This window comes from Rhizobium sophorae, from assembly GCF_013087515.1.
GTDB lineage: Bacteria > Pseudomonadota > Alphaproteobacteria > Rhizobiales > Rhizobiaceae > Rhizobium > Rhizobium sophorae.
On record NZ_JABFCN010000005.1, the window covers coordinates 37,764 to 56,620 of the forward strand.

Annotated in this window: 16 protein-coding genes; 7 read left to right on the top strand and 9 right to left on the bottom strand. The window is 61.6% G+C overall.

The window, feature by feature from the left end; genetic code table 11:
- Window positions 1-27: 27 nt before the first annotated feature.
- Window positions 28-660, bottom strand: a complete 633-nt coding sequence (locus tag G9X64_RS04145) for a response regulator transcription factor (protein WP_171375999.1) — start codon at window positions 658-660, stop codon at window positions 28-30.
- Window positions 657-2,552: a sensor histidine kinase gene (locus G9X64_RS04150; protein ID WP_171376000.1), complete on the bottom strand. Its 1,896-nt coding sequence runs from the start codon at window positions 2,550-2,552 to the stop codon at window positions 657-659. Before G9X64_RS04150 ends, G9X64_RS04145 begins: the two co-directional genes overlap by 4 nt.
- A 295-nt stretch (window positions 2,553-2,847) precedes the next feature.
- Between G9X64_RS04150 and G9X64_RS04155 the strand changes: the two genes are divergently transcribed.
- The 6 genes from G9X64_RS04155 to G9X64_RS04180 all read left to right on the top strand — a co-directional run bounded on the left by G9X64_RS04155 (window position 2,848) and on the right by G9X64_RS04180 (window position 10,518).
- Window positions 2,848-4,518 (top strand): arylsulfatase, encoded by a 1,671-nt coding sequence (locus G9X64_RS04155; protein ID WP_168311550.1) that lies wholly within the window; start codon window positions 2,848-2,850, stop codon window positions 4,516-4,518.
- 90 nt (window positions 4,519-4,608) lie between these two features.
- Complete coding sequence (locus G9X64_RS04160) at window positions 4,609-5,619, top strand: HAD family hydrolase (protein WP_171376001.1); 1,011 nt, start codon at window positions 4,609-4,611, stop codon at window positions 5,617-5,619.
- A 73-nt stretch (window positions 5,620-5,692) separates the two neighbouring features.
- Window positions 5,693-7,969: a tetratricopeptide repeat protein gene (locus G9X64_RS04165; RefSeq protein ID WP_171376002.1), complete on the top strand. Its 2,277-nt coding sequence runs from the start codon at window positions 5,693-5,695 to the stop codon at window positions 7,967-7,969.
- Between the two features lie 88 nt (window positions 7,970-8,057).
- Window positions 8,058-8,846: a hypothetical protein gene (locus G9X64_RS04170; protein WP_018246356.1), complete on the top strand. Its 789-nt coding sequence runs from the start codon at window positions 8,058-8,060 to the stop codon at window positions 8,844-8,846.
- Window positions 8,847-9,063: 217 nt separating this feature from the next.
- Window positions 9,064-9,879, top strand: a complete 816-nt coding sequence (locus G9X64_RS04175; RefSeq protein WP_168311547.1) for a transporter — start codon at window positions 9,064-9,066, stop codon at window positions 9,877-9,879.
- 96 nt (window positions 9,880-9,975) lie between these two features.
- Window positions 9,976-10,518 (top strand): hypothetical protein, encoded by a 543-nt coding sequence (locus G9X64_RS04180; RefSeq protein ID WP_171376003.1) that lies wholly within the window; start codon window positions 9,976-9,978, stop codon window positions 10,516-10,518.
- Between the two features lie 8 nt (window positions 10,519-10,526).
- Here the strand turns inward: G9X64_RS04180 and G9X64_RS04185 are convergent, their stop codons facing one another.
- The 5 genes from G9X64_RS04185 to G9X64_RS04205 form a co-directional block, all read right to left on the bottom strand.
- The gene (locus G9X64_RS04185; RefSeq protein ID WP_171376004.1) at window positions 10,527-12,014 is read right to left on the bottom strand and encodes an HAL/PAL/TAL family ammonia-lyase; all 1,488 of its coding nucleotides are present in this window, start codon (window positions 12,012-12,014) and stop codon (window positions 10,527-10,529) included.
- Complete coding sequence (locus tag G9X64_RS04190; RefSeq protein ID WP_003548676.1) at window positions 12,011-12,787, bottom strand: ABC transporter ATP-binding protein; 777 nt, start codon at window positions 12,785-12,787, stop codon at window positions 12,011-12,013. The genes G9X64_RS04185 and G9X64_RS04190 overlap by 4 nt, the downstream gene beginning before the upstream one ends.
- 28 nt (window positions 12,788-12,815) lie before the next feature.
- Window positions 12,816-13,520 (bottom strand): ABC transporter permease, encoded by a 705-nt coding sequence (locus G9X64_RS04195; protein WP_168311544.1) that lies wholly within the window; start codon window positions 13,518-13,520, stop codon window positions 12,816-12,818.
- A 10-nt stretch (window positions 13,521-13,530) separates the two neighbouring features.
- Window positions 13,531-14,256 (bottom strand): ABC transporter permease, encoded by a 726-nt coding sequence (locus tag G9X64_RS04200; RefSeq protein ID WP_168315013.1) that lies wholly within the window; start codon window positions 14,254-14,256, stop codon window positions 13,531-13,533.
- Between the two features lie 219 nt (window positions 14,257-14,475).
- Window positions 14,476-15,318 (bottom strand): transporter substrate-binding domain-containing protein, encoded by an 843-nt coding sequence (locus tag G9X64_RS04205; RefSeq protein ID WP_003548669.1) that lies wholly within the window; start codon window positions 15,316-15,318, stop codon window positions 14,476-14,478.
- Between the two features lie 197 nt (window positions 15,319-15,515).
- Here G9X64_RS04205 and hutC (G9X64_RS04210) point away from each other — a divergent pair, with 197 nt between their 5' ends.
- On the top strand, window positions 15,516-16,271 hold the full coding sequence (gene hutC, locus G9X64_RS04210) for a histidine utilization transcriptional repressor HutC (protein ID WP_011654961.1): 756 nt from the start codon (window positions 15,516-15,518) through the stop codon (window positions 16,269-16,271).
- Window positions 16,272-16,625: 354 nt separating this feature from the next.
- Here hutC (G9X64_RS04210) and hutC (G9X64_RS04215) read toward each other — a convergent pair whose 3' ends face one another.
- Window positions 16,626-17,345, bottom strand: a complete 720-nt coding sequence (gene hutC, locus G9X64_RS04215) for a histidine utilization transcriptional repressor HutC (RefSeq protein WP_168315012.1) — start codon at window positions 17,343-17,345, stop codon at window positions 16,626-16,628.
- Window positions 17,346-17,465: 120 nt separating this feature from the next.
- On the bottom strand, window positions 17,466-18,812 hold the full coding sequence (locus G9X64_RS04220; protein ID WP_171376005.1) for a formimidoylglutamate deiminase: 1,347 nt from the start codon (window positions 18,810-18,812) through the stop codon (window positions 17,466-17,468).
- Between the last annotated feature and the right edge of the window lie 45 nt (window positions 18,813-18,857).

The window sequence follows — 18,857 nt, forward strand, 5'->3', positions numbered from 1 at the left end:
ATATTGTCCTAAGGGGAAGGAGGCCGATCACCCCACTGGCGATGCCGTATCCTGGTCGATGAGGCCGATATTTGCGGCGATCGACACTGCCTCGGCCAGCGAGCGTACGGCAAGCTTTTCCATGACCTGATGGCGATGCACCTTTACCGTCCGCTCCGAGATGCCGAGCGCATAAGCGATCTGCTTGTTGAGACGGCCGCGAATGAGGAGCCGGAACACTTCGGCCTCGCGCGGACTAAGCCCCGCCACCAGCGCCTGCTGGGCTTGAAGGCGTTCGTGTGCGGCCCGCTGTCTTTCAAATCGGATGAGAGCGTGATCGATCGCCTCCATCAATGCCGCCGTGGTCGAACTCTTCTCCAGAAAATCCTTGGCGCCCGCCTTCATCGCCTCGACGCTTGCCTTGATGTCTCCTTTGCCGGTGAGGAACACGACCGGCAATTGCGGCGCCAGCTCGCGCAGCCGGCGTTGGATCTGCAGGCCGGACTGGCCGGGCATCTGTAGATCGAGAAGAACACAGCCCGGCTCACAATCGGGAAGGCGAGCGAGAAACTGATCTCCGGATTCATGGACTTCGACCTTGAGACCGTGTGCGGAAAGCAGCCTTGCGGTCGCCGTCCGGTAGGATTTGTCGTCATCGACGATATGGACAACCGGTATCATCTCGATCGCTCCTCTCTGTGGGCGAGCGGCAGGGCCACGCGAAAGACCGCGCCTCCTTCGGCGCGGTTGCCGGCACAGATGGTACCGCCATAGGTCTCGAGAATGGCGCGGGCTATGGAAAGCCCAAGCCCGGTACCCGCCTTCTTGGTGGTATAGAACGGCTCGAAGATGCGGATCAGCCTCTCTTCGGGAATGCCGTCTCCGGTGTCGGAGACCCGCAACTCCGCCTTCTCGTTCGCCAGTCCCGTCGCGAAGCTAAGCGTTCTCCCTTCCGGGACGGCGTTAAGCATGGCGTCCATCCCGTTGGTCGCCAGGTTGAGAATAACCTGCTGCACGTGAACCTTGTCGGCACGCACCGGCAGCTCGCCCGGCGGCTGGGTTGAGGTCAGCTTGATCCCGCGCCGTTCCGCCTCGCCGTGAATGATGCGGATCGCGTTCGACGTGACATCGTTCAGATCGAACTCCTGCCAATCGATCTCGTCTCTCTTCTTGAGCAATCCTCTCATCCGGCTGATGATGTCGCCCGCGCGCTGATCGTCTTCCTGGATGTCGAGGAGAATCTGCTGGATCAGTTCGTGATTCGGGTTCGCACTTCGCAGCAGCATCGAGGCTGCCTCGGCATTGTTTCTGATCGCCGAAAGGGGCTGATTCAGTTCGTGAGCGATGGACGAGGATAATGCGCCGGCTGTCGCGGATTGGTTGAGATGAACGGCTTCCAGCAAATGAAGTTGCGCGCTGCGCTCCGCGTTGCGACGGCGCCTCCGCTCGAACAGGAGCACCGAGATAATGCTGGCTTGCGCCAGCAGGAGGCCGCTCACCGCCACCAATATGACCCAGTGTTCCTCCCAGAGGCTCTTATCCCTGTGCATCTGCACCGTGCCCGGCGGCAGATCCTTTTCGGCAAGTCCCCACCGCTGAAGCTGCCGGGCATCGACGACATATGTCTGGGGCGCTTCGAGATCCGACACCGGCTTGCCGGCGATCGCATCGATGACGAGGTCCCCGACGGTCCGGCCCAGCGCATCGAATGTGACAGTATTGCCGCCGACGACGCCATGGTCGATGTAGGTCTGATAAGGCCCATAGACAGGCGCGCTGGCGGTTGCCGCGATCTGTCCGATCGCGTCGCGCGGAATGAAGTTGCGCCCTGTCCTATCCTTGAAGACAGTCAATGCCAGGATGATGCTGTCGGGCGGGACGCGGGACGCGCGTTCGACGAATTCATCGATCGTGAGATCTTCCAGAAAGGTCGTCGTATCATAGGATTTCGAGAACTGCTCGAGATCCGCGCGGGCCGTCGTCAGCCAGCTCCGGTCGAAGTCGGACGAGCCTCCGACGATGTAGAGGTGGCGGGCATCGGGCTGCAGGCTCCGGGCCATCTCGGCCGTCTTCAGAATGTTGAATGTCGAGAAGGCTCCTATCACGTCATCGGGCAAAGCGATCTTCTCGGCGGTAGCAGTGCCGAAACCGGCGGCGACGATCTTTGCGCCGGGAGCGATCGTGCCGCGGTTCGCGACGATGAAGCTGGCCGATTCCCTGCCGAGGGCCACGACCACGTGGGGGCGGCGCGACGCGTATTTCTCGCCCAGATATCGAGCCATGCGCGCGACATGATCGCTTTCCGGAAATCGCGAGAGATCCAGGAACTCGGAAAACAGATCGACCTTGCCGTTGGTCGCCTCCAGCAAACGGCTTCGCAAGGCCTCTCCGGCAGCGGTCGTCGCCGCGATCCTTTCGTCATAGGGATAAAGAACGAGGACGCGGGGAACCCGGTCGATGATGGCGATCGAGGGGTCGGAGGCTGCTGCCTGACGACTGGACACACTCAGGGCGGCCACCGCCAAAAAAAAGGCAGCGCGGCATAATCGACCTGACCGTTCGCCCAAGCCCATCAGCTTCCCCCCAAAGCCAGGCAACAATAACAGTTTCCCGCCGCGGCGTCATCTGGGCATCACTACTTTCGATTGCCACCGCGTGAAGAGATTCCCCAAAGTACAATATCGGGCGAAGGCGGCATTCGCTAAGGTTCAGCGGGCCGGAGCAGAGATGGCGACGGCTTTCGCATCCCTGCCGGAGGCAGCTCCGGCAGGATCTTCATTTAAGCAGTCCAGTTGAATCGACGCACGCAATCGCAGCCTTGGCCGCGAGTGGCTCCGTCATTCAAGAACGTCAACGGAAGGATTTGAAATGAACAGCAGAATCCTTATCCGCTGCATCGGAGCACTGGCTTCATCCACCATTCTCTGGTGTGCGGCCTCGCCCCTGCAAGCGCAGGACTCCCAACGAAAACCCAACATCCTGTTCATCGTTTCGGATGATACGGGTTATGGCGATCTCGGCCCCTATGGCGGGGGTGAAGGTCGTGGGATGCCGACGCCAAACATCGACAAACTGGCTGAAGACGGCATGACCTTCTTCTCCTTCTACGCCCAGCCGAGCTGCACGCCCGGCCGCGCCGCTATGCAGACGGGGCGAATACCAAACCGTAGCGGTATGACGACAGTTGCCTTTCAGGGTCAGGGCGGTGGTTTGCCTGCGGCCGAATGGACACTTGCATCCGTGCTGAAACGTGGTGGCTATCACACCTACTTCACCGGCAAATGGCATCTCGGCGAAGCGGATTACGCCCTGCCGACTGCGCAAGGCTATGACGAGATGCGGTACGCCGGCCTCTACCACTTGAATGCCTATACGTATGCCGACCCCACTTGGTTTCCGGACATGGATCCGAAGCTGCGGGAGATGTTCCAGAAGGTGACCAAGGGGGCGTTGTCCGGCAAGGCAGGAGGACCGGTGACCGAAGATTTCAAAGTTAACGGGCAATATGTCGACACACCGGTGATCGATGGCAAGGAAGGCGTTGTCGGCGTTCCGTTCTTTGACAGTTACGTCGAGAAGGCCGCACTGGGCTTTCTTGACGAGGCTGCCAAAGCGCCGGACGAACCCTTCTTTATCAACGTGAACTTTATGAAGGTTCACCAGCCGAACATGCCGGCCCCGGAGTTCGAGCACAAGTCCCTGTCGAAGTCGAAGTATGCGGACTCGATCGTGGAACTCGACACCCGCATTGGCCGAATCATGGACAAATTGCGGGAAACCGGAATGGACCGCAACACGCTGGTTTTCTACACCACCGATAATGGGGCGTGGCAGGACGTCTATCCGGATGCCGGATACACCCCGTTCCGCGGAACCAAAGGCACCCTGCGAGAGGGCGGCAACCGTGTTCCTGCGATTGCGGTCTGGCCGGGAAAGATCAAACCCCGCACCAAGAACCACGACATCGTCGGTGGTCTCGATCTGATGGCGACATTCGCCGCAGTCGGCGCGGTTCCACTTCCCGACAGGGATCGCGAAGACAAGCCGATCATATTCGATAGCTACGACATGTCGCCGATCTTGCTCGGCGCCGGTAAATCGGAACGCAAGTCATGGTTCTACTTTACCGAAAACGAGCTCTCGCCCGGTGCGATACGCGTCAACAACTACAAGTTCGCGTTTAATATCCGCGGGGATAACGGAGCCTCGACGGGCGGGCTGGCGGTCGACACCAACCTCGGCTGGAAGGGTGAGGAGAAGTATGTAGCCACGGTGCCCCAGGTGTTCGATCTGTGGCAGGACCCGCAGGAACGCTACGACATTTTCATGAACAACTTCACAGAGCGGACCTGGATGGGCGTCGTCATGGGCGAAGAATTGAAGAAGATCATGTCCACCTACGTGGAGTACCCACCTCGCAAGCCGCAGAGCCTGACCTACAACGGTCCCATCACGCTATCGGATTACAGTCGTTTTCAATGGATCCGAGAATCGTTGGCAAAGGAAGGCGTGAGCATTCCTATGCCGACCGGCAACTGATTTTCGCACGGCGGCCTGGATCCTGCCAGAGCCGCCGTCTTCCAAGCGTGGGCTATCTGACTTTCGCACCGGCAATTTGGAGGACGTCCAATGTTCGCGATTCAAGATTTCATCAAATCGGCCCGCGACGGAACGCTGGCTGTTATTGCGGCTCTTCTCTTTGTTGCTTCCGCCTACGCCCAGAGCGATCCGCTGCCCTCATGGAACGACACGGCCTCGAAGGCAGCCATCGTTTCTTTCGTCGAGAAGGTAACCGGGCAAGGATCGCCCGACTTCATCCCGGAACCGGAACGCGTAGCCGTTTTCGACAACGACGGCACCTTGTGGGTCGAACATCCCATCTATATTCAGCTCGCCTTTGCCTTGGATCGCGTCAAGGTGCTTGCTCCTCAGCATCCGGAATGGAAGGAAACGCAGCCGTTCAAGGCCGTGCTCGAAGGCGACTTGAAGGCGCTCGCGGCGTCGGGGGAAAAGGGCCTCGTCGAGCTCATCATGACCACGCATGCCGGAATGACCAGCAGCGATTTCCAGAAGATCGTCACCGATTGGCTCGCGTCGGCCCGTGACCCAAAATTCAAGCGGCCTTACACAGAACTCGTCTATCAGCCGATGGTCGAGCTTCTCGCCTATCTCCGCGCCAACGGTTTCAAGACCTTCATCGTTTCAGGCGGAGGCATCGAGTTCATGCGGCCATGGGCGGAAAAAGTCTATGGCGTCCCGCCCGAGCAGGTTATCGGCTCGTCGATCAAGACCGAATTCAGGATGCAGGACAACACGCCGACCCTCTATCGGCTCCCTGAAGTCAACTTCATCGACGACAAGGCCGGCAAACCCGTCGGGATCAACCAGCAGATCGGCCGGCGGCCGATTGCAGCCTTCGGCAATTCCGACGGAGATCTCCAAATGCTGCAATGGACGACCATGGCGGGCGCACCTGCCAGGCTCGGCGTGCTGATCCATCACACCGATTCGGACCGTGAATACGCCTACGACCGCGATACCGAATTCGGTCGCCTCGACAAGGCGCTCGATGCCGCCTCCATCGCTGGCTGGACCGTCGTCGACATGAAGGCCGACTGGAAGCAGGTGTTCAAGGACTAGGGGAATGTGCCGAGCGCCGGAGCCTTGGACGATGGCGCCGTGACCTTTTAAAACGTCGACGGGGAGCGATTGAGTGGCAGCGTCTGTTCGGTCAGCAGCGGTGAGAGGAACGCCCCTCCTGCTTTTCCTGTTGCTCGCCTTTGCCGGGCACAGCCTTGCGCGTGACCCCCTCTCGACGCCCGCTGTCGACCTGCAAATATCGATCCACGAGGGTTTCGTGAACGAAAGGACGTGCTCGTCCTGCCACGCCGATCAGGCTGCGGCTTTTTCGAAATCCCACCATGCAAAGGCCATGGCCCTGGCCGACGAGGAAACGGTGCGCGGCGATTTCGACAATAGCAGGTTTGAGCAAGACGGCGTCGTCACCACCTTCACCCGCCACGATGACCGCTTCTTCGTCAACACCGAGGGGGCGGATGGCAACCAGGCCGAGTTCGAAGTCAAATATACCTTCGCCTACGAGCCCCTGCAGCAATACCTCATCGACATCGGGGGAGGACGGCTGCAGGCTCTCGACATCGCCTGGGATACGGTCAGACGGCAGTGGTTCTGGCTCGGCAACGGCACCCCGGCCAAACCCGGATCGACCTACCATTGGACAGGTCCCTTTTATCGCTGGAACCGCACCTGCATCGATTGTCATTCCACCGATCCCCAGGCGAAGTTTCAACAGCAGACGAACGAATACGAGTCGACCTACGTCGCCGCCAGCATCGGCTGTCAGTCCTGTCATGGTCCGGGCGCCAAGCACGTCGCTTCCGCGCAATCGGGCAACGCCTCATCCGCAGTCAAGCCGGACACAGGTCTGCCAAAAGTCGATGCGGGCATCTGCTTTGCCTGCCATGCCAGGCGCACCAAGCTGCTGGACGGCTACCAGCCGGGAAAGCCCTTTCTCGACTATTTCTCCCCTGCCCTGCTCCGGCAGGATCTCTATTTCCCCGACGGGCAGATCCTTGACGAGGTCTTCGAATATGGCTCGTTTCAGCAAAGCAAGATGGCAAGGGCGGGCGTGACCTGTCTCGACTGCCATCGGCCGCACGATGCCGGCCTCAAAGCCCAGGGCAATGCACTGTGCACGCAATGCCACACAGAGACGAAGCCGGAGCGCTTCGTCAACCAGGATCCGAGCGGGCTGTTCGACACGCCTACGCACACCCGTCACCAGGCCGGCTCCACCGGAGCACAATGCGCCAACTGCCACATGCCGGAACGCACCTACATGAAGGTCGACCCGCGCCGCGACCACTCCTTCGTCATCCCCCGGCCCGACCTGTCGGCAACCCTCGGAACGCCGAATGCGTGCACGACCTGTCATGTCGGCAGAACGAATAATTGGGCAGCCGAAACAATGGAGATATGGTACGGGACGCAATGGCGCAAACGCCCGTCGATCGCCCATGCCTTCGCCGGAGCTGCAAACGGCGATCAAGCCGCGGTGGAGGCTCTGCGCGACCTTGTCCGCAATCAAAACCAAGCAGGAATTGTCAGGGGCAGCGCCATCGCAGCAATGAGCCGAACTGGCGGCGTGGAGATCACCGCCGACATTCAAACGGCCGCGGCCGATGCGGATCCGCTCGTCAGGCTCGGTGCTGCGGAAGCGGCAGGCAACATTCCGCCGGAGCAGAGGCTGGAGGCGATCGGCAACCTGCTGGGCGATGCAACGCGCGTGGTGCGCGTTGCTGCCGCCAACGCACTCGCCGGCACTCCTCCCCACCTCTTCGGCGATCAGCAAGGCAATTTCGAAGCCGCCGTCGCGGACCTGCGCGCCTATGTCGAAACCAATGGCGACGTCGCGGAAACACAAAGCAATTATGGCTTCTTCCTGTTCGCCCGACAGCGTACGGCCGAGGCCGAAGCCGCGTTCCGGCGAGCGATTTCGCTCGACCCGACACTGGAGGCAATGCGCATCAATCTCGCGGAATTCTACCGCGCCACCGGCCGGAACGACCAATCGGAACAGACTTATGCCGAAGCGATCGGGATGGCGCCTGAACGCGCGGATCTGCGGTACGGACACGCGTTGTCGCTGGTACGCAAACAGGCATTGACCGAGGCTATCACAGAACTCCAAGAAGCCGTGCGGCTGGATCCACAAAACTCCCGCTACAAGACGACCTTTGCCGTCGCTCTCGATTCCGCTGGCCGGACGGAAGAAGCACTGGACAAGCTCGATGGTTGGGCGGCGGGCGAAGACGCTGATATCATCGGCCTGGCGCTCCAATACAGTCTCAAGCTTCGACGCTTGCCGGAGGCGCTGAAATACGCCGAGGATCTGGCGCGACTGAGACCTGAGGACCAGCAGATTTCAGGCCTCATCGGGCAGTTGACGCAGGCGATCAACGGAAAATAGGTATTTTAGCTTGTCGAAATCTACTTCTCGCTGCACAGTGCCGACTCGGGACAGCAGTGCCGAGGCGAAACGAGATCGGGGGATTCTCATGAAAGCCATATACTTGCGTGCCATTCTATTGGTGACGGGCATTTGCGCGGCGTCGGCCGGCAACGCTGCCGATATCACGCCGCTCACGCCGGAAGCAAAAACAGTCGAGAGCCAGAGCGGCTGGGAATTCACCTTCGCGCCATATTTCTGGGCTGCCGGCATATCCGGCGATATTGGGCAGTTTGGACTTCCGGAAGTTCATATCGACGCGGATTTCGGCGATATCCTCAATAACCTCGACTTCGCTTTCATGGCGGCAGGCGAAGCAAGATACGATCGCTTCAGCATCGTCGGTGACGTGATCTACACCAAGCTCGGTGCCGACGCCGACACACCTGCCGGCATCCTTGCCGACAGCGTCGATGTGACATCGAAGACCTTCGCGGGATTTCTTGGCGCCGGTTACGCCGTGCTCGAAGACCAAAATGGCCATCTCGATGTGGTCGGCGGCATGAGGGTCTGGTCGGCCAAAACAGAGATCTCCTTCAATGGCGGCATTCTGGCCGGAGTGGATGTCGAAGACAGCGCCACATGGGTCGATGCCGTCGCCGGCGTCCGAGGAAACTACTTCTTCACGCCGGAAATCTATGTCACGGGGTGGGGCCTGCTGGGCGCGGGCGGCGCCGATATCGACTGGGATGTGGCGTTGGGCCTCGGCTACAAGTTCAACGACACCATCTCTGCGGTCGCCGGATATCGTGCACTCGGCGTCAATTACGATAATGACGGGTTCGTCTTCGACGTCGTTCAGCAGGGGCCGATCTTCGGGGTCGCCATTCGGTTCTAAAGGCCGGACTGGCGAACTTCGTACTGTTAGCGATTATCCTTCCATATGCTCGCCATTTGAAGACCTGGTGTCCTCCGGGAGCCGCAAAAACGACGTCCCCCAGCAGCGGAGAGCCGCCGTGACAGCGGCTCACCGTTCGGAATCCAACAGGATCGATCCGGGGGATATCGTTTCATTTCGGAGGAAGCCTGCCCTGCGGGCTGGGTTCAATCGGATCATGGAGGCATTGATGAAGAAAGTCACTTCTTGGGTAGTACTGGTTGTCGCGCCGCTCGGTGTCTGGACAGGGACGGCAGCCGCCCAGTCGAGTGAAGACCTGGCGAAGAAGCTTTCCAATCCGATAGCCTCGCTCATCAGCGTCCCGTTCCAGTTCAACTACGATCACGGCTATGGTCCAGACGACGGCGACAAGGCGACGCTGAACATTCAGCCGGTCATTCCCTTCAAGATAAACGAGGACTGGAACGTCATCTCGCGCACCATCCTGCCAGTCACATGGCAGAACGACATTGCCGGACCGTCGGGAACGCAGTTCGGTCTGGGCGACATCACGCAAAGCTTCTTCTTCTCGCCGTCCAAGCCGACCGAGAGCGGCATCGTCTGGGGCGTCGGCCCGGTGTTCCTGCTGCCGACGGCGACGGACGAGCTCCTCGGAAGCGGCAAGTGGGGTGCGGGTCCGACAGCGGTCGTCCTTAAGCAGGACGGCCCCTGGACTTACGGCTTTCTCGGGAACCACATCTGGTCGTTCGCTGGTCAAAGCGACCGGGAGGATGTGAGTTCGACGTTCCTCCAGCCGTTCCTCTCCTACACGACCAAGGACGCCTGGACGTTCTCGCTGAATACGGAGTCGACATATAACTGGGAAACGAACGACTGGGCGGTGCCGATCAACTTCGCAGTCGCCAAGCTGATCACCATCGACAAGCAGCCAATCAGCCTGACGGCGGGCATACGATATTGGGCGGCGGCTCCAGACAATGGCCCGGAAGGACTGGGCTTCCGCGTCGCGGTCACGTTCCTCTTCCCGAAGTGAATCCGCAGTCGACGACGCGCGCGGCGGCTGTAGTAGCAAAAGCTCAACCTTCTTTTGCTATCGCTGGAGCCGATTGCGTTGGAGATGATGTTGGCGATGAAAATTCTCGCGGCTATGGTTTTGATGGCGGCCATCGTGCAGCCGGTTTCAGCCTTCGGCGAGACCGAATGGATCGGCGGCGCGAGACAGTGGTCGGTCGGCTTTGCCAATGAGAGCCCGCATCCCTATTGCCGCCTGCTGTGGGACAGCGAGATCGGGAAGACCATGGAATTCCGCCAGAGCGCGACCGAGACGTTCTGGCTGGTCGCAAAGACCACATGGGACATTCCGGCCGGCACCAAGACCGAGGTGACGCTGACCGACCGTACGGTGACGAAAGTAATCGCTGCCGATTTCTTCGACAAGAACACGCTTCGCCTCTGGGGTCCGGCCAGCAAGGGGAGCGCCGGACTGAAGAAGATCATCAAGAATTCCTTTGCCGGAATGCCTGACGTGCAGATCACCTTTGCCGGTGACGAAGGCGACTGGACACTGCCGCTCTCGCGGGTGGAGCAGCTCTACCCGACCTTCGTCCAATGCCTCAAACGTCTCGAGGCCGGCGAAAAGCCCAAGCAGAATTCCGAAACCCAGCCGTTCTGAGAGGCCGGTTATAGCGGCGGCGCAGTATCGCGGATCAGGCCGCGGACAGCCTCGATATCGCCATTGAGCGGCCGATCGTCACCATAATGGGAAACATGTTCCCGCACGGCCTTGTAGACAAGGTCCGTGCCTGCCGCCCGCGCCGCGGTGGCCGCCAGGAAATCATGCGCCTGGGCCGCCGCCATCAATTCGATCGCCAGGATATATTCGGCATTGTCGATGACGGTGAGCAGCTTGCCGGCGGCGGCCGTCGGATGCGCGAGAAAATCTTCCTGGAGGCCCGAGGTCAGCCCGCCGTCCATGGCCGCGGGTGCGGCAAGGCGGCGGTTCTCGTTGCTGAGCGCGGCGGCAGTATATTGGGCGATCATGAAGCCGGAATGGCTGCCGGCGTCGCTGGCGAGGAAGGGCGGCAGGCCGCTGACCAGCGGATTGACGAGCCGGTCCATGCGCCGCTCGCTGATCGCGCCGATCTGTGCGAGCGCAATCGCCAGGCTATCGGCCGCCTGCCCGAGGGCCGGGGCAACGGCATGGGCCTCGGAGGAGACGATCGGCTGTTCCGGCGTGCCTGAGACAGCCGGATTGTCGGTCACCGAGGCAAGCTCCTGATCGACGACGCGGGCCGAATTGTCGAAGACGTCGTGGGCAGCACCATGTGCATGCGGTACCGAACGAAGGCTGAGCGCATCCTGGGTGCGCCGGCCGAAGGCGGCGGTGACAAGACCGCTGCCCTGAAGCCGCGCGCGCAGGCTCGCTCCGACTTTCTCGATCCCCGCCGATGGGCGCAGCGCCAGCACGGCCGCGTCGAAGGCGGCGATCTGGCAGCCAGCCGCTTCCAGCGTCAGGGCTGCGATCGCATCGGCCCAATCGAGCAGCCGCTCGGCGCGCGAAAGCGCGACAGTGGTCAGGCCGGTGGCGCAGGCCGTGCCGTTGACAAGGCTCAAGCCCTCCTTGGCGCCGAGCACCAGCGGTTCGAAGCCGATCGCAGCAAGCGCCTCGCGGCCGCTCATGCGCCGGCCGCCCAGATGAGCGCTGCCTTCGCCGATCAGAACAAGGGCAATATGGGCATTGTGGACGAGATAACCGGCGGAGCCCTTGGATGGCACATCGGGAATGCAATCATGTTCCAGCAGGGCCGCAAGACGCTCGACGATCTCGCGCCGCACGCCGGAATGGCCGTGAGCGAAATTGGCAATTTGTGCTGCGATGATGGCGCGCACCTCGCGGGCAGCCAGCAATGGCCCGACGCCGCAGGCATGGCTGAGCACGATGCTGCGCGACAACAGGCTCTGCGAGGCCCGATCGACCACCGTATCCGCCAGTGCCCCGACACCGGTATTGACGCCATAGGCGCGCACGCCCGTCTCGACGATGCGCGCAACGATGCGGCTTGCCTGCTCGACGCGGACCCAGGCGGTGGGCGACAGCGCCAGCGCCTCCCCTGCCCCGACGCGCGCGACATCGCGCCAGGTCAGCACGGCATCGATGGTGATCGTCATTGGCCGCTTCCGAAATGGCCGATGAACTGGCGGAAGGCGGGTGTGGCGCCGCCGGTGAACATTTCGTCCGGCTTGCCGCTGCTTTCGATCAGCCCTTCGCGCATGAAGACGACGCGGTTCGAGACGTTGCGGGCAAAGCTCATCTCATGGGTGACGACGAGCATGGTCATGCCTTCCTCGGCAAGCGCGCGCATGACGCGCAGCACCTCGCCGACAAGCTCCGGATCCAACGCCGAAGTCGGCTCGTCGAAGAGCATCACCTTCGGCTTCATCGCCAGCGCGCGGGCGATTGCGGCGCGCTGCTGCTGGCCGCCGGAGAGATGGGCGGGATAGGCATGGCGCTTGTCGGCGATGCCGACCTTTTCAAGCAGCGCTTCGGCCTCGGCGATGCAGTCGGCGCGAGGCCGCTTCAGCACATGGATCGGGCCCTCGATGACGTTCTGCAGGATCGTCATGTGGGACCAGAGATTGAAGGACTGGAACACCATGCCGAGCTCGGAGCGGATATGGTCCACCTGCTTCTGGCTGGCCGGCTTGCTTCGCCCGCCCTTGTGCACCATGCGGACCTCCTCGCCGTCGACCCAGATCTCACCGTCGCTGGCGGTTTCGAGCATATTGATGCAGCGCAGAAAGGTCGACTTGCCGGAGCCGGAGGCACCGAGCAGCGAAATCACATCGCCGTCTTCCGCATCGAGGGAAATGCCGCGCAAGACCTCGTGCGTACCGAAGCTCTTGCGGATATTGCGGACCGATAGTCGGGTTACGCCTGGCATGGGTGCTCCAATCGGGTCAAAAAGCCGCTTACGCCTTCAGCGCCTGCGGGGCCGCGCGGCGGTGTCGGGACAGCGAATATTCGAGCAAGGCCATGCCCTGCAGGATGATGAAGTTGAGGACGAGATAGATGATCGCTGCGCAGAGAAAGACTTCCATCGTGCGGTAGGTCTGCGAGATCAGCCGCTGGGCGACGCCGGTCACTTCCCAGACGGTGACGAGGCTTGCGAGCGCTGTCGACTTCATCATCAGCACGATCTCGGTGGAATAGGCCGGCAATGCGTGGCGGAAGGCGATCGGCGCCAGGATGCGGCGGACCAGCAGGAAGCCGGACATGCCGATCGAGCGCGCCGCCTCGATCTCCTTCGGCGAGACGGCGCGAATGCCGCCACGGAAGATCTCCGCCGTGTAGCCGGCGGTGCAGAGCGCCAGCGACAGCACGGCGCAGACCATCGGCTCGCGCAGGAACGGCCAGAGAAAGGAATAGCGGATGAAGCCGAACTGGCCAAGGCCGTAGAACACCAGGAACATCTGGATCAGCAGCGGCGAGCCGCGGAAGATGAAGATATAACCCTTGGCGAAGCTCGTAAGCACCGGATTGCCGCTGGTCCGCATCCAGACGATGACGAGCGCCAGCAGGCCACCGAAGAAGATCGACAGCGAAAACAGGATGAGCGTCGTCGGTACGGCCTTGAGCAGGGTGACCAGGGTCGAGGCGATGAAGGTGAAATCCATTGTCGCCTCCTTACGCCTGGCCCATGGCGGATGCCGGCATGCTGCGGTTGGCGCGGCGCTCCGCCCCGTTGAAGACGCGGTCCGAAAGGCTGGTGAGGATCAGATAGAGGCAGCCGCCGGCGATGAAGAACAGGAAATATTGCCGGGTCGAGCCCGCCGCCACCTGGCTGGTGCGCATCAACTCGGCAAGGCCGGTGACGGAGATCAGCGCCGAATCCTTGAGACTGAGCTGCCACACGTTACCGAGCCCTGGAATGGCGAGGCGAAACACCTGCGGCATGATGATGCGGCGAAGGCGCATGCCACGATGCATGCCGATCGCCGAGGCGGCTTCGAGCTCGCCCTTGGAGATGGCAAGGAAGGCGCCGCGGAACACCTCCGCCTGGTAGGAGCCGGAAATGATGCCTACGGCAAGCGCGCCTGCGATAAAGGAGGGCAAGCCGAGGAAGCCCTCGTAACCCATTGCCTTGCCTATAGCGGTGACGGCCGAGGAGCCGCCGAAATAGATGAGATAGATGATCAACAATTCGGGCACGCCGCGAAACACGGTCGTATAGACGTTGCCGAGCGTGACGAGGATAAGATTGCCGGAGAGTTTCGCCGCCGCGACGATCGCGCCGAGCACCGCGCCGATCGCCAGCGCCGTGGCCGTGACGGCCAGCGTCATCAAGGCTGCGGCAATGAGCAGCGCGCCCCATCCCGTCGAGCCGAAGCCGAGCAGTTCCAAGCTTGCCATAGCGTCCGTTCCCCGTCCGTGGCAGTGTTTTGCGGATTGACACCAGAGCATGATGCCGAAAAGTGTCAGCGGTTTTCGGACGACATCATGCTCTAACTCTGAAAATTAGAACAGGATTCAGATGTTAGGCCGATCCGGCCTAAAATCATCCTGTTCTAACATGCTGTCTCCGGCGATAAAGCCGGAGACAGGTGTCTGCGGGCCGAAAGGCCGAAACGCTTACTGCTGCGGGCTGACGTCCATCTTGAACCACTTCATCGACAGGGTCTTGACCGTGCCGTCGGCAAGCGTCGACTTGATCGCCTCGTTGAACTTGTCGCGCAGGTCGGTATCGGCCTTGCGCAGGCCGAGACCTTCACCCTCGCCCCAGATCGAGCCGGCGATCTCCGGGCCGGTGAAGGCGAGCGTGTCGTTGGCGGCCTTGAACGCGTTGGCGAAATAGACGGCGTCATCGAAGCCGAGGTCGATACGGCCGTTCTGCAGGTCGAGGTCGCGATCGGCGCCGGTCTTGTATTCGCGGATCTCGGCGATGTCGCCGAAATTGTCATAGACGAACTTGGCGTAGACGGTGGCCGCCTGGATGCCGATCGTCTTGCCCTTGAAGACTTCCTTCAGCGCGTCGATCTCCTTCACGCCGGTCTGGCCGGGCGTCATCTTGATCGTGGCGCCGGTGCCGGCGGCGTTCGCCAGCGGGCTGTCCTTGGCGGCGGCGAAGGCGGCGGGCGTGGCGGCATAGGGAATGGTGAAGTCGATGATCTTCTTGCGCTCTTCGGTAATCGATAGCGCATCCATGATCACGTCGAACTTGCCGGCGTTGAGCGCCGGGATCATGCCGTCCCAGTCGGAGGCAACCAGCGTGCACTCGATCTTGGCGCGCTCGCACAGCACCTTGGCGAGTTCCGGCTCGAAGCCGCCGAGCGTGCCGTCGGCATTGGTGAGGTTCCAGGGCGCATAGGCGCCTTCGAGCGTAATGGTCGCCTTCGTCCAGTCCTTGGAAAAGGCAGGCGCGGCGAAGGCGGAAAACGCCGCCACGCCACAAAGCAGGATTGCGCTGAATTTCATTTTTGAATTCTCCTCTGGAGTTGAAACAGACCTTGCGGCACCACGGCCGATCTTCGCCGGCTTGCCCTTTCCTGTCCTATTTTTGTTTCAAGGACCGATTGGGAGGTTGTATATGGTACCATATGAGATATTTTGTGATATGCAAGAGGGAAAGTCGATTTATGTGGCGAATTCCATTCGTGCAAAAGGAATAGGCAATGAAGCGTCCCGGCGAGATGAAGCGCGAACTGGCGGAAAATGACAGCACCCCGCTCTATGCCGGAGTCAAGCAGGTGATCCTCGACCGCATCCAGAGCGGCGAGTGGCCGCCGAAATACCGCGTGCCCTCGGAAAACGAGCTGGTCGTCGAACTCGGCGTCAGCAAGATGACCGCCAACCGGGCGCTGCGCGAACTTGCCAATGAGGGCGAGCTCATCCGCATACAGGGCGTCGGCTCCTTCGTCGCCGAGCGCAAGGGCTATTCGGCGCTGTTCGAAGTGCGCAACATCGCCGAGGAAATCGCCGAACGCGGCCATGTCCATGAGGCCGCCGTCGTCGTTCTCGCCCAGGAAACCGCCTCTCCGGAGGTTGCCGACGCGCTGGAACTGCCGATCGGCGCTGCGGTTTTCCACTCACTGATCGTCCACAGCGAAAACGGCGTTCCCGTGCAGATCGAGGACCGCTTCGTGCATCCGGAAGCCGCCCCGGAATATCTCGCTCAGGATTTTTCGACGCTGACACCGAACGCCTATCTGACGGCCGCGGCCCCGCTCAGCGGCTCCGAGCATGTCGTCGAGGCCGCGATGCCGCAGGCCTGGGAATGCAAGCTCCTGACCATCATGAAGACCGAACCGTGCCTGACGATCCGCCGGCGCACATGGTCGGCGAAACAGGTGGTCTCGACCGCCCGCCTCGTCTATCCCGGCCACCGCTACCGGCTCGAAGCGCGCAGCGGCAAGATGTTCGAGGAATGAAAACACCCGCGATGTTGTATATGGGACTTCCAGGCTACGACACCGCCAGGAGTGAGGTTGTGATCAGCAGAGGCTCGCATTGCTCGGCTGAGGAAAACGGCCATGGCATCAGGCGGCCCCGCTATAAGGTTTTGGCAGAGACTTACAACGGCCTGTGAAAACGGGCGGAGGCGACCTTTTTAAAAGGAGGCGAGAACGCGTGGACAAGGCGTGGGCCGAGTCTGCGATCGAATGGCAGAGGATGACGCTGCCGGCGACCCTCATGCCGAGCAGTTCCGATAGCCACCCATGGGCGAGATTTTGAGATCCAGCAGGTTCGTCACCGGGGCACCGGCCGGTTGGATCGGGCACTTATTACGATGCCGGCGTGAAACGCGCCACCAGCGCGTGACGATCACCAGGATAGGTGAAGCGCACATGCGTCACCGGGCCGGCATTGCTCCAGGTGCGGCGTTCGACCACGAGGCAGGCGGTATTGCGTGGTATATCGAGAGCCACGGCCAGCTCGGCACCAGCTGAGACGGCATGGATCCGGTGTTCGGCCGTGCTCCACGGCACCTGGTTGAGCAGCCAGGGGCCTGGCGCCATCGTCAGGAAATCGGCATCGGCGGCTTCAGGAACCGTCGCAAGACTGATCAGCCGCTCCTCCAGGCAAAAGGGCCGCGCGCCGGCATTGTGGATGCAGACGACCTCGACGACCGAGGACGCCACGGGCAGTTCCAGCCGGCGGCTGTCGTCCGCCTTGGCCTTGCGGCTCACCTTCTTCGAAACCGCGTAGGAATAGGGCAGGTTCAGCGACTGCACCTCGGCCTTGATGTCGTGGATTTCGAGAATGGCCGATTGCGCCTGCGGCTGGGTCACGAAGCTGCCGGACTTCTTGCGGCGCTCGATAAGGCCGGCCTTGGCAAGCTGGGTCAGCACCTTGTTCACCGTCATGCGCGAGCAGTCATACTGCGTGGCGAGATCGACCTCGAAGGGAATGCGGTGCCCCGGCGGCCAATCGCCCGAGACGATACGGCCCTCGATGTCGCTGAGGATGCGCTGATGCAAGGTGAGATCCCTGCTTTGGTTCATCGCCACGTTCCGATTGGTCTCCCGCTATCTCTTTGTTTTTACGCAATCCCGGACGCAAACCGTTACACACTTTTGCTGGAATTGCTCTAATTTGAATGTCCGGACAGGAAAAGCTCTTTTTCAGGCGGCCAGCAGCTCGCCCATGACCGCCAGGAAACGCCGGTCGATAGCATCGCGCCTGAGATGGCGTCCGCCCTCCACTTGCTTGCGGCCATGCGCCCAGACACAATCGACGGCGACGGCGCCGGCAAACACCCAATGGTCGAGGATCTGGTCGCCCGTGAGATAAGGAACGGCCGTAGCATCGAGCGAAACGATATCGGCGTGATGGCCTTCGGCGAGACCTGCCGGTGCTTTCAATGCGGCACCGCCGCCGGCAAGCGCGTGTGTGAACAGCGTAAGCGCCGTTGAACCGCCAGGTGCCGCGACGACGTTGCGGGCGCGAAGCGCCAGGCGCTGCGAATATTCGAGCTGGCGCAGTTCCTCCGGCACGGAGATCAGCACGTTGGAATCCGAACCGATGCCATAACGCCCGCCCTCTTCGAGAAAGAGCGGCGCGGCAAAGGCGCCGTCGCCGAGATTGGCTTCGGTGATCGGGCAGAGGCCGGCAATCGCGCCGCTTTTCGCCATCCGCCGCGTTTCGTCCTCGGTCATGTGCGTCGCATGGATCAGGCACCAGCGCTCATCGACAGGCGCATGATCGAGCAGCCATTGCACCGGCCGCGCGCCGGACCAGGCGATGCAGTCCTCGACCTCCTTCACCTGCTCGGCGACATGGATATGGATGGGGCCGTCGCCCGCCATCGGCACCAGCCTTGCGAGCTCGTCGGGTGTTGCAGCGCGCAGGCTGTGTGGTGCAAGCCCAAGCTCGGCGCCGTCGAGCCGGCTGGTCACTGCCCGGCATCCCTCCATCAGTCTTTCGAAGCTTTCGAGCGAGTTGATGAAACGCCGCTGGCCGTCGATGGGGGCAGCTCCGCCGAAGCCGGAATGGGCATAGAAGACCGGTAACAGCGTCAGGCCGATACCGGTCTCTTCGCTCGCAGCACCAATTCGTTCGGCAAGCTCGGCGATATTGGCGTAAGCGCTGCCATCCCTGTCGTGATGGAGATAGTGGAATTCGCCGACGCGGGAAAAACCGGCCTCCAGCATTTCCGCATAAAGCTTGGCCGCGACCGCCTCCACATGCTCCGGCGTCATCGCCAGGGCAAACTTGTACATGACAGTGCGCCAGCTCCAGAAGCTGTCATTTGCCGGGCCGCGCACTTCGGCAAGGCCGGCCATCGCGCGCTGGAAGGCATGGCTGTGCAGGTTCGCCATGGCGGGAACGAGGAGAGCGTGGCGTTCGTCGCCGGGCTTGGAGGGAACGCCGATTTCGACCCGCGCGATGCGCCCGGCCTCGAGCGTCAGTCGCACATCCTTCTGCCAGCCATGCGGCGTCAGCGCCGTGTCTGCGTGAAGTGTGGTCATGACCTTCCCTCTCCTCTTGCCGTGCCGCCGATCTTTCTTTTCCAG